General features: G+C 69.6%; 8 protein-coding genes. 3 read left to right on the top strand and 5 right to left on the bottom strand.

Annotated elements, in window-relative coordinates:
• Positions 1-91 precede the first annotated feature (91 nt).
• The gene (gene aspS / locus ABZS97_RS06680; protein WP_356134316.1) at positions 92-1,855 is read right to left on the bottom strand and encodes an aspartate--tRNA ligase; all 1,764 of its coding nucleotides are present in this window, start codon (positions 1,853-1,855) and stop codon (positions 92-94) included.
• 144 nt (positions 1,856-1,999) lie between these two features.
• Here aspS and ABZS97_RS06675 point away from each other — a divergent pair, with 144 nt between their 5' ends.
• On the top strand, positions 2,000-4,201 hold the full coding sequence (locus ABZS97_RS06675) for a SpoIIE family protein phosphatase (protein WP_356134314.1): 2,202 nt from the start codon (positions 2,000-2,002) through the stop codon (positions 4,199-4,201).
• Here ABZS97_RS06675 and ABZS97_RS06670 read toward each other — a convergent pair.
• Together ABZS97_RS06670 and ABZS97_RS06665 are read right to left on the bottom strand one after the other, a co-directional pair.
• A complete protein-coding gene (locus tag ABZS97_RS06670; protein ID WP_356134312.1) occupies positions 4,156-5,217 on the bottom strand; it encodes an AI-2E family transporter in 1,062 nt (353 codons plus the stop codon). The two genes, ABZS97_RS06675 and ABZS97_RS06670, sit on opposite strands and share 46 nt — an antisense overlap.
• A 77-nt stretch (positions 5,218-5,294) precedes the next feature.
• Positions 5,295-5,759 carry a MerR family transcriptional regulator gene (locus tag ABZS97_RS06665; RefSeq protein ID WP_356134310.1) on the bottom strand — a complete coding sequence of 155 codons (465 nt, stop codon included), beginning with the start codon at positions 5,757-5,759 and terminating at the stop codon, positions 5,295-5,297.
• 115 nt (positions 5,760-5,874) lie between these two features.
• Here ABZS97_RS06665 and ABZS97_RS06660 point away from each other — a divergent pair, with 115 nt between their 5' ends.
• Entirely contained in the window at positions 5,875-6,924 is a 1,050-nt protein-coding gene (locus tag ABZS97_RS06660; RefSeq protein ID WP_356134308.1) for an aldo/keto reductase, read from the top strand.
• Between the two features lie 277 nt (positions 6,925-7,201).
• Here ABZS97_RS06660 and ABZS97_RS06655 read toward each other — a convergent pair whose 3' ends face one another.
• A complete protein-coding gene (locus ABZS97_RS06655; RefSeq protein WP_356134306.1) occupies positions 7,202-8,173 on the bottom strand; it encodes a pirin family protein in 972 nt (323 codons plus the stop codon).
• A 119-nt stretch (positions 8,174-8,292) separates the two neighbouring features.
• A complete protein-coding gene (locus tag ABZS97_RS06650) occupies positions 8,293-8,760 on the bottom strand; it encodes an SseB family protein (RefSeq protein WP_356134304.1) in 468 nt (155 codons plus the stop codon).
• A gap of 299 nt (positions 8,761-9,059) precedes the next feature.
• Between ABZS97_RS06650 and ABZS97_RS06645 the strand changes: the two genes are divergently transcribed.
• On the top strand, positions 9,060-10,886 hold the full coding sequence (locus tag ABZS97_RS06645; protein WP_356134302.1) for an acyl-CoA dehydrogenase: 1,827 nt from the start codon (positions 9,060-9,062) through the stop codon (positions 10,884-10,886).
• Positions 10,887-10,928: the final 42 nt, after the last annotated feature.

Raw genomic sequence — 10,928 nt, 5'->3', positions numbered from 1 at the left:
TCAACCGGGTGGGTGTGCACTGTGGTTGGCGTCTACACGCGGACGGGGCCCGGAACCGACGTCGGTTCCGGGCCACTCGCGCGTACGGGGACTACTTCGGCTGCGGCTTGCGCACCGACAGGTGCAGCTCACGCAGACGGGTCTCGTCCAGCTCGGTGGGCGCGCCCATCATCAGGTCCTGCGCGTTGCCGTTGAGCGGGAACGCGATCGTCTCGCGGATGTTCGGCTCGTCCGCGAGCAGCATGACGATGCGGTCGACGCCGGGGGCGATCCCGCCGTGCGGCGGGGCGCCGAGGCGGAACGCGCGGAGCATGCCCGCGAACTGCTCCTCGACGGTGTCACGGTCGTAGCCGGCGATCTCGAAGGCCTTGAGCATGATGTCGGGCTCGTGGTTCCGGATCGCGCCGGAGGACAGCTCCACGCCGTTGCAGACGATGTCGTACTGCCAGCCGAGGATGTCCAGCGGGTCCTGGGTCTCCAGGGCCTCCAGGCCGCCCTGCGGCATCGAGAACGGGTTGTGCGAGAAGTCGATCTTCCCGGTCTCCTCGTCCTTCTCGTACATCGGGAAGTCGACGATCCAGCAGAACCGGAAGACGCCCTCCTCGAAGTGACCGGCACGCTTGGCGGCCTCGACCCGCACCGCGCCCATGATCTTCGAGACCTCGTCGAACTCGCCCGCACCGAAGAAGACGGCGTGCCCGGCGGAGAGGGACAGCCGCTTCGTCAGCTCCGCGACGTTCTCCTCCGTGAGGAACTTCGCGATCGGGCCGGTCAGCGAGCCGTCCTCGGCCACACGCACCCAGGCCAGGCCCTTCGCGCCCTGCTCGACCGCGTAGTCACCGAGGCCGTCGAAGAACTTGCGGGACTGTCCGGCGACGTCCGGGACCGGCAGCGCGCGCACGTGCTTGCCGGCGAAGGCCTTGAACTCCGAGCCCTCGAAGACGTCGGTGATGTCGACGAGCTCCAGCTTGGCGCGCAGGTCCGGCTTGTCGGAGCCGTACTTCAGCATCGACTCACGGAACGGGATCCGCGGGAACGGCGACGTCACGTGACGGCCCTTGCCGAACTCCTCGAAGAGCTCCGTCATGAGCTTCTCGATGGGCTGGAAGACGTCCTCCTGCTCGACGAAGCTCATCTCGACGTCGAGCTGGTAGAACTCGCCCGGCGAACGGTCCGCGCGGGCGTCCTCGTCACGGAAGCAGGGCGCGATCTGGAAGTACCGGTCGAAGCCGGAGATCATCAGCAGCTGCTTGAACTGCTGCGGCGCCTGCGGCAGCGCGTAGAACCTGCCCGGGTTCAGACGGGAGGGCACCACGAAGTCGCGCGCGCCCTCGGGGGAGGTGGCGCTGAGGATCGGGGTCGCCATCTCGTTGAAGCCCAGCGCCGTCATCTTGTGGCGGATCGCGGAGATCACGGCCGTACGCAGCAGGATGTTGCGGTGCATGCGCTCGCGGCGCAGGTCGAGGAAGCGGTACTCCAGACGCCGCTCCTCGTTGACACCGTCCTCCGTGTTGATCGTGAAGGGGAGCGGGGCGGCCGCGCCGAGCAGCTCGACCTCGCTCACCTCGACCTCGATCTCGCCGGTGGGGAGGTCCGCGTTGACGTTCTCGGCGCCACGCGAGACGACCTTGCCGTCGATGCGGACCGTCGACTCCTTGGAGATCTTGTCGAGGGCCTCGTACGCGGGCGTGCCGGGGCGGGCCACCAGCTGCGTGATGCCGTAGTGATCGCGCAGATCGATGAAGAGGATGCCGCCCAGGTCTCGGCGATTGTGCAGCCAGCCGCTCAGCCGGACGTCGCTTTCGACGTCAGAGGCGCGGAGCTCGCCGCAGGTGTGGGACCTGTACCGATGCATCGTCGTTCATCCAGCCTTCGCGGATCGGGGAGTGTTTCACGTGAAACACACCCCAGGGTACCGGCCGCCCCACAGCGCCTCTCCCCATTACCTCGGCGCTCCCTTCGGTGGCAGCTCTCGATCACCTCTCCCTACAGTGGGTCAATGCGCACTGGTGAGCCCCTGCCCGCCGTGGGGGACGTCCTGGCCGCCCTCGCAACCGGTCTGTGGCGTTGGGACAACGCCGCGGGGCAGGTCACGGTCGATGCCGAGGCCGCTCGGCTCCTAGGGCTGCCCGCGGAAACGGCGACGCTCACGGTGGCGGCGGTGCGCGCCCGGCTGCACCCGGTCGACTGGAACGAGATCGTCTCCGTCGTGCAGCTCGCCGTGATGGAGGAGACCCTCGCCGAGGTCCGGGTCCGGATCATGGACGAGCACGGCCGGGTCGTCCGCACGGTGCGCAGCCGCTCCAAGCCCTCCTTCAGCCACGAGGTGAAGGCGTACGAGCTGATCGGCACCATCCAGGAGGTCACCGAACCCCCGCCGGGCGCCGCCGCGCGCAGCCCGGTCACCGGGGACTGGCGCCGCTCGCGCGAGGCGTTCCTGCTGGACGCGGGGCGCGCGCTGGCCGAGGCGCGGTCCACGGAGGAGGTGCTGCGGGTCGCGGCGGGCCTGTCGATGCCGGGGTTCTCACCGGACGGGCTGGCGGTCTTCGGCGCCGAGGGCGACCGGCTGACGGTCATCGGCCACCACGGGCACCAGCCGGGGGCCGAGGGCCCCTTCTCCCACATGGCCCTGGACACGGACTACCCGGCCGCCGAGGTCGTCCGCACGGGCCGGGCCGTCTACCTCTCCACCCCCGAGGACTACAAGGCGCGCTATCCGGCGTCCTGGCCGCTGGCCCAGCACTTCGGGCGGGAGTCCTGGGCTTTTCTGCCGCTGACCGTCGCCGGGCGCACGATGGGCGCGTGGATGGCGGCCTTCACGTATCCCGTCACCTTCACGCCCGACGAGCGCTCGGTGCTGACCACCGTGGCGCGGATGCTCGCGCAGGCCCTCTCGCGCGCCGGCGCCGCCGAGTCGGAGCGGGAGCTGACCGACGGGCTGCAGCGCTCGATGATGCCGACGCTGGGCCCGGAGATCCCCGGCATGGCCGTCGCCGCCCGCTACGTCCCCACGGGCGGCGGGCTCCAGGTCGGCGGCGACTGGTACGACATGATCCCGCTGCCCGGCGGCACCTCCCCCGCGAAGTCCGGAGGCGGCCGTTTCGCGCTGGTCATCGGCGACGTCCAGGGGCACGACGTACGGGCCGCCGGGCTGATGGGCCAGCTGCGGATCGCGCTGCGCGCCTACGCCTCCGAGGGCCACCGCCCCGACGCCGTCCTCTCGCGCGCCTCCCGCTTCCTGTACGGGGTCACGGACTCGGTGACGTACGGCGAGAGCGGCCCCGAGGCGGGCGATGTGCGCTTCGCGACCTGCCTGTACGTCGAGGTCGACCCGGCGACCGGCACGCTCGACATCGCCCGCGCCGGGCATCCCGACCCCGCGATACGGATGGCGGACGGGACGGTGCTGATGCGGCCGACCGCGGGCGGGCTGCCACTCGGCATCGACCCGGACGCCGACTACCCGACGACCCGGCTCGTCCTGGAGCCCGGCGAGACCATGCTGATCTGCACCGACGGGCTGATCGAGACCGGCGGCCACGACCTCGACACCGGCTGGCGGCGCATCCGCCGCACCCTGGAGTCCCACGACGGCGACATGGAGGCCCTCGCCCACGCCCTCGTGCAGGCCGTGCACGGGCCCTCCTCGCACCACACCACCGGACCGCTGGCCGACCGGCGCGAGGACGACATAGCGCTGCTGCTGCTGTGCCGGCTGGGCGAGGGGTGCGGCTGCGACAGCGAGGTGATCACGGCTCCCTCCGTACGCCGCACGATGCTGACCATCGCGCAGGCAGAGCCGGAGCGGATCGCCGGGGCCCGGCAGCAACTGCGGGAACTGCTGCACGACTGGGCGTCCGAGGACCAGGTCGACTCCGCCGTCCTGCTCGTCTCCGAGATGCTCACCAACGTTCTCGTGCACACCGACGCCGACGCGCTGCTCGTCGCCGAGGTGACCGGCGAACCCGGCCTCGTGGGCACCCCGGGCGACCGGCGGATGCGCGTCGAGGTCACCGACGCCAGCGACGACCTCCCGCACCGCCGCCACCCCGGCGAACTCGCCTCCTCCGGACGCGGCCTGGTCCTGACCGAACTCCTCGCGGACGCGTGGGGCGTGGACCCGCGGGGCGAGGGCAAGAGCATCTGGTTCGAGCTCTACGAGTCCGGCGGCGCCGAGGCTCCCGAGGGGGCGGGGGAGTAGCGCGTACGCAGTTCGTGCGCGACCCCGAAGGCGGCCGCCGTCAGCGGCACCGCGAGCAGCATCCCGAGGACCCCGGCCACGGACGCGCCCGCGGTGATCGCGAGCATCACCACCGCGGGATGCATCTGCACGGTCCGGCTCTGGATCATCGGCTGGAGCACGTGCCCCTCAAGCACCTGTACCGCGAGTACGACGCCGAGCACCCACAGCGCGATCACGAACCCCCGGTCCGCGAGCGCGACCAGCACGGCCACGGCCCCGGAGAGGAAGGCGCCGAGGTAGGGGATGTACGCCCCGACGAAGACGAGCGCGCCGAGCCCGACGGCACCCGGCACGTCGAGGACCAGCAGCCCGACGCTGATGCAGAGGGCGTCGATGAGCGCGATGATCGTGGTCCCCCGCATGAAGCCCTCGACGGCCTCGAAGGCGCGGCGGCCCATGGCCTCGACGGTGTCGGCGGTGCCGCGCGGCGCGAGCGACCGCAGGGCGCCGACCGCGTGCTGGGAGTCCCGCAGGAAGAAGAAGACGAGCAGCAGCGCGAGCACGGCCATGGCGATGGTCTCGCCGACGACACTGACCCCGCTGATGACGTTGGACGCGGCGGTCCCGCCGAACTTGGTCAGCAACTCCTTGGCGTTGGACGCGAGGTCGTCGAGCGAGGTCCCCGCCGCCCCGAAGTGCTCGACCAGCGACTGCGCCGCGTCCTTGAGCGACGACACGATCTGATCCCCGGTGTCGATCAGCGCGGCGACCACGATGTACACGGCCCCGCCCACCACCGCCACCACGGCCACACAGGTGAGCCCCGCCGCGACCGACCGGTTGACCTTCACCCTGACGAGCCACCGGTGCAACGGCCCGAGCAACGCCGTCCCGAGCAACGCGAGCAGCACCGGCGTCACCGCCATACGGAACTCACCGCACAGCACGACCCCCACCCACCCGACCGCGGCAACGAGCAGAACGACGACACACCAGGCGGCCAGCCGCCGGACGGGTTCGGGGAGGAGTTGCACGCTTTCACCCGAACACGGCCCGGTCCGGCTGTCCTGCCGGGACGAGCCGCCCGGGTGACGGGGCGTCACATCCGGTGTCAGCTCAGAGAGACCCTCTGGACGTCCTCGCTCACCGCGTCAGCCGACGGGGGTGGGGCGTGACATTCGTGGGCGGCGCCGCTGCCTTGGTCCACAAGGTCCTCGTACACCCCGACCTTGAACCTGATCAGGTCCAGGGACTGGGTGAGCCTGGCGATCTGGCTGGTGACCTGCTCCTGGTGCTCGCGCATGAGCGTGAGCCGTTCTTCCTCGTTGCCGGCGCCCGCTCTGACGAGATCGGTGTATCGCCGCAGCACGGGCAGAGGCATGCCCGAGGCGCGGAGAATGATGCAGATGGTCAGCCAGTCCACGTCGTCCTCGCTGTAGAGGCGGCTCCCGCCGGCTCTGCGCTGCACGGGATTGACGAAGAGGCCCTCGCGCTCGTAGAAGCGCAACGCGTGCACGCTCAAGCCGGTGCGCTCGGCGACCTGTCCGATGCTCAGACTTGCCGTGATCTCAGCCATGCCCGCCAGGCTAACGGGGGTTGACCTAGATCAAGGTCTAGTTCCTAGCGTGCCTCGTGCGACCGACGCCTCTGTCGCTCCGCATCATCGGTTGAATGAGCAAGGGACCATCACCATGCGCTATCGCACCCTCGGCCGAACCGGTATCGAGGTCAGTGCCCACTGCCTCGGGACCATGATGTTCCAGGACGGGAGCAACTCCGACCACGACGATTGCGTCCGCATCATCCACGCCGCCCTCGACCAGGGGATCAACTTCGTCGACACCGCCGACATGTACGGACAGGGTGAGTCCGAGGAGATCGTGGGCAAGGCGCTGCGGGGGCGCCGTGACGACGTCGTACTCGCCACCAAGGTCCACTTCCGGATGGGCGAGGGCCGTAATCGCGGTGGCAACTCACGGCGTTGGATCCTCAAGGCGGTCGAGGACAGCCTCCGGCGCCTGAACACGGACTGGATCGACCTCTACCAGGTCCACTTCCCCGACCACTCCACGGACATCGAGGAGACGCTCTCGGTGCTCAGCGACCTCGTGCGCGAGGGAAAGGTACGCGCCTTCGGCTGCTCGAACTTCCCGGCCGAGGAGATCGCCGAGGCACACCATGTCTCCGAGCGGCGCGGCCTCGGCCGCTTCCGCTCGGCCCAGCCGCCCTACTCGATTCTGGCCCGCGGAATCGAGGCCTCGCTCCTGCCCGTCTGCGAGCGCTACGGAATGGGGGTACTGGTCTGGAGCCCCCTCGCCTTCGGATTCCTCACCGGCAAGCACCGCAAGGACCAGCCCATCGACCTGGCAGCCGGCCGTGCCGCTCTTCGACCGGCATTCTTCGACCCCGCGATCGCCGAAAACGCCGCCAAGCTCGACGCCGTCGAACAGCTCATCGAGCTCGCGGCAAGCATCGGCTGCACCCTCCCGCAGCTCGCCGTGGCCTTCACCGTGGCCCACCCCGCCGTCACCTCGGCGATCATCGGACCGCGGACCATGCCGCAGTTGGAGGACCTGCTCAAAGGCGCCGCGCTCACCCTGGACGATGCGACCCTCGACCGAATCGACGAAATCGTGCCGCCCGGGGTCAACCGGTACAACCCCTGGACCTACTTCCCCCCGCGATCACTGACCGACACCGCGTTGCGCCGCCGCCCACTCACCGAACGCGCCGCGGCCTGAGCGACCCGATCATGGCGAACGGGTTCCGTGGCGGCCTGCCTCGCCCCGTGATCCGGTACGGACCGACGGCCACCGGGTCGCTGCCCTTCAACTGCTCCACGATTCCCCCGAGTTCGATCGCCTACAGGAGAACCTGGAGCCGGCCCGCATCCGGTGTCAGCCGAGAGAGGCCGGAAGGCAGTAGCCCGTGCCGGTCCGCATGACCGCCCCCACCCCGCAGAGAGCCCCCGTCCAGGTCGCGGACGGGGGCTCTTTCTGCACTCGGGGCGGAAGTGGCCTACAGCCCGCCCTCCGACATCCCGTGCACCGCCGGGATCGTGCCCAGGCGGCCCTTCTGGAAGTCCTCGAAGGCTGTCTGGAGTTCGGCCTGGGTGTTCATGACGAACGGGCCGTAGTGGGCCATCGGTTCGCGGATCGGGCGGCCGCCGAGGAGGACGACCTCGAGGTCGGGCTCGTTGGCGTCCTGCTGCTCGTCCGCGCGGACTGTGAGGGAGGAGCCGGCGCCGAAGACGGCCGTCTGACCCTTGTGGACCGGGCGGCGGTCCGTGCCGACGCTGCCGCGCCCGGCGAGGACGTAGACCAGGCCGTTGAAGTCCTCGCGCCACGGCAGCGTGACCTCGGCGCCCGGCCGTACCGTCGCGTGGACCATCGTGATCGGCGTGTGCGTGATGCCGGGGCCCTCGTGGCCGTCGAGCTCACCGGCGATGACGCGGAGCAGGGCGCCGCCGTCGGGGGTGCTCAGGAGCTGGACCTGGCCGCCGCGGATGTCCTGGTAGCGCGGGGCCATCATCTTGTCCCTGGCCGGGAGGTTCACCCACAGCTGCAGGCCGTGGAAGAGGCCGCCGGACATGACGAGCGCCTCCGGCGGGGCCTCGATGTGCAGGAGGCCGGCGCCCGCGGTCATCCACTGGGTGTCGCCGTTGGTGATGGTGCCGCCACCGCCCTGGCTGTCCTGGTGGTCGAAGATGCCGTCGATGATGTAGGTGACGGTCTCGAAGCCGCGGTGCGGGTGCCAGGGGGTGCCCTTCGGCTCTCCCGGCGCGTACTCCACCTCGCCCATCTGATCCATCATGATGAACGGGTCGAGGTGTTTGTAGTTGATCCCGGCGAACGCGCGGCGCACCGGGAAGCCCTCACCCTCGAAGCCGCTGGGAGCGGTCGTCACGGCAAGCACGGGACGGGCCACGGCGTCCACCGACGCGGCCACACGGGGCAGGGTCAGCGGGTTCTCGACGGTCACTGCAGGCATGTCGGGACCTCCTTGTGCTTCGAGTTTAGTTGATTGTTGAACTTTCTGCCACCCATAACGGCGGACGCCCGGAGGGCATTCCCTCCGGGCGTCTCAGGTGAAGAGCCAGCGACAGGACGTCAGCCGTACATCCGCCGCATCGCGAAGTCGACCATCTGTTCGACCGCCTTCGCGTCGAAGACCATGCGGTGCTCGCCCTCCATGTCGAGGACGAAGCCGTAGCCCGTCGGGAGCAGGTCGATCACCTCGGCGCCGGTGATGACGAAGTACTTGGACTCCTTGCCGGCGTAGCGGCGGAGCTCCTTGAGCGACGTGAACATGGGGATGACCGGCTGCTGGGTGTTGTGCAGGGCCAGGAAACCGGGGTTGTCGCCGCGCGGGCAGTAGACCTTCGAGCCCGCGAAGATCTGCTGGAAGTCCTCGGCGGACATGGACCCCGTGGTGAAGGCGCGGACCGCGTCCGCGAGGGACGGCGGGGACGGCTCGGGGTAGAGCGGCGGCTGCTGGCCGTACGCGCCGGGCATCTGCTGCTGCGGCGGGGCGTACTGCTGCTGCTGCGCACCCGCGTTCTGCTCGTAGCCGTACATGGGCGACAGCGTACCGAGCGCGCCGACGGCGGGGCACGCCGTCCCGCCACCCGGCGCACGGGGCGCACGCAGCAGGCAGAGCGCGGGGGCCGCGGAGCACACGTACGGAAGTCGAGGCGGGCTCCGGCGGTACGCGGCAGGGTAGAGCCTGCTCACACTTGGGCGGTTTGGGGTTGCATCTTATTACCGACGGGTAGCATCATCGTAGCTACTAGTTGGTACGTAAACCAGATACGCACCAGCTATCGCACCAGGTACGAGGCATCACCACCTCCCCGATCCCTTACGGAGCCGTCGCCATGGGGCATTACAAGTCGAATCTCCGCGACATCGAGTTCAACCTCTTCGAGGTGCTCGGGCGCGACAAGCTGTACGGCACCGGCCCGTTCGCGGAGATGGACGTCGAGACCGCCAAGAGCATCCTCGAGGAACTGACCCGCCTCTCGGAGAACGAGCTGGCCGAGTCCTTCACGGACGCCGACCGCAACCCGCCGGTCTTCGACCCCGAGACGAACACCGCGCCCGTCCCGGCGTCCTTCAAGAAGAGCTACAAGGCCTTCATGGACTCGGAGTACTGGCGCCTGGGCCTGCCCGAGGGCATCGGCGGCACGACGGCACCCCCGTCCCTGATCTGGTCGTACGCGGAGCTGATCCTCGGTGCGAACCCGGCGGTCTGGATGTACTCCTCCGGCCCCGCGTTCGCCGGGATCCTCTACGACGAGGGCAACGACGTCCAGAAGAAGATCGCCCAGATCGCGGTGGAGAAGACCTGGGGCTCGACCATGGTGCTCACCGAGCCGGACGCCGGTTCGGACGTCGGCGCCGGTCGCACCAAGGCCGTCCAGCAGGACGACGGCTCCTGGCACATCGAGGGCGTGAAGCGCTTCATCACCTCCGGTGAGCACGACATGGAGGAGAACATCCTCCACTACGTCCTCGCCCGCCCCGAGGGCCACGGCCCCGGCACCAAGGGCCTGTCCCTCTTCCTCGTCCCGAAGTACGAGTTCGACTTCGAGACCGGCGAGCTGGGCGAGCGCAACGGCGTGTACGCGACGAACGTCGAGCACAAGATGGGCCTCAAGGCGTCCAACACGTGCGAGATGACCTTCGGCGACCGTCACCCCGCCAAGGGCTGGCTGATCGGCGACAAGCACGACGGCATCCGCCAGATGTTCCGCATCATCGAGTTCGCCCGCATGATGGTCGGCACGAAGGCGATCTCGACCCTGTCGACGGGCTACCTGAACGCCCTTGAGTACGCCAAGGAGCGCGTCCAGGGCCCCGACCTCGCGCAGTTCATGGACAAGGCCGCGCCCAAGGTCACCATCACCCACCACCCGGACGTGCGCCGCTCGCTGATGACGCAGAAGGCGTACGCGGAGGGCATGCGCGCCCTGGTGCTGCACACCGCGTCGGTCCAGGACGAGATCGCCGTGAAGACGGCGGCCGGCGAGGACGTAAGCGCGCTGCACGCGCTCAACGACCTGCTCCTGCCGATCGTGAAGGGCTACGGCTCCGAGAAGGGCTACGAGCAGCTCGCGCAGTCGCTGCAGACCTTCGGCGGCTCCGGGTTCCTCCAGGAGTACCCGATCGAGCAGTACATCCGCGACGCCAAGATCGACACCCTCTACGAGGGCACGACCGCGATCCAGGGCCAGGACTTCTTCTTCCGGAAGATCGTCCGCAACCAGGGCGCCGCGCTGAACTCGCTCGCCGAGGACATCAAGAAGTTCCTGGCGCTCGGCACCGGCGGCGAGGAGCTGTCCGGCGCCCGCGAGCAGCTCGCCAAGGCGGCCGTCGAGCTGGAGGCCATCGTCGGCCTCATGCTCACCGACCTCGCGGCGACCGAGCAGGACGTCAAGAACATCTACAAGGTGGGCCTCAACACCACCCGCCTGCTGCTCGCCTCCGGCGACGTCGTCGTCGGCTACCTGCTGCTGCGCGGTGCCGCTGTCGCCGCGGAGAAGCTGGAGACGGCCTCGGCCAAGGACCGCCCGTTCTACACCGGCAAGATCGCGGCCGCGAAGTTCTTCGCCGCCAACGTCCTGCCCGGCGTCACCGGCGCGCGCAAGCTCGCCGAGGGCGTGGAGCTGGACCTGATGGAGCTCGACGAGGCCGCGTTCTAGGACCTCCGCCGGGCCCCGCCGACCGGGCCGGACGCCGGACGC

The sequence above is a fragment of the Streptomyces sp. NPDC005485 genome, from assembly GCF_040606085.1.
Lineage (GTDB): Bacteria > Actinomycetota > Actinomycetes > Streptomycetales > Streptomycetaceae > Streptomyces.
This window is presented reverse-complemented; position numbering and strand designations above follow the sequence as displayed.

What these genes read in the sequence shown, in the direction of transcription:
- ABZS97_RS06645 (WP_356134302.1), top strand. Translation starts at nt 9,060, where the DNA reads ATGGGGCATTACAAGTCGAATCTCCGCGACATCGAGTTCAACCTCTTC.
- ABZS97_RS06655 (WP_356134306.1), bottom strand. Translation starts at nt 8,173, where the DNA reads ATGCCTGCAGTGACCGTCGAGAACCCGCTGACCCTGCCCCGTGTGGCC.
- ABZS97_RS06665 (WP_356134310.1), bottom strand. Translation starts at nt 5,759, where the DNA reads ATGGCTGAGATCACGGCAAGTCTGAGCATCGGACAGGTCGCCGAGCGC.
- aspS (WP_356134316.1), bottom strand. Translation starts at nt 1,855, where the DNA reads ATGCATCGGTACAGGTCCCACACCTGCGGCGAGCTCCGCGCCTCTGAC.
- ABZS97_RS06650 (WP_356134304.1), bottom strand. Translation starts at nt 8,760, where the DNA reads ATGTACGGCTACGAGCAGAACGCGGGTGCGCAGCAGCAGCAGTACGCC.
- ABZS97_RS06660 (WP_356134308.1), top strand. Translation starts at nt 5,875, where the DNA reads ATGCGCTATCGCACCCTCGGCCGAACCGGTATCGAGGTCAGTGCCCAC.
- ABZS97_RS06675 (WP_356134314.1), top strand. Translation starts at nt 2,000, where the DNA reads ATGCGCACTGGTGAGCCCCTGCCCGCCGTGGGGGACGTCCTGGCCGCC.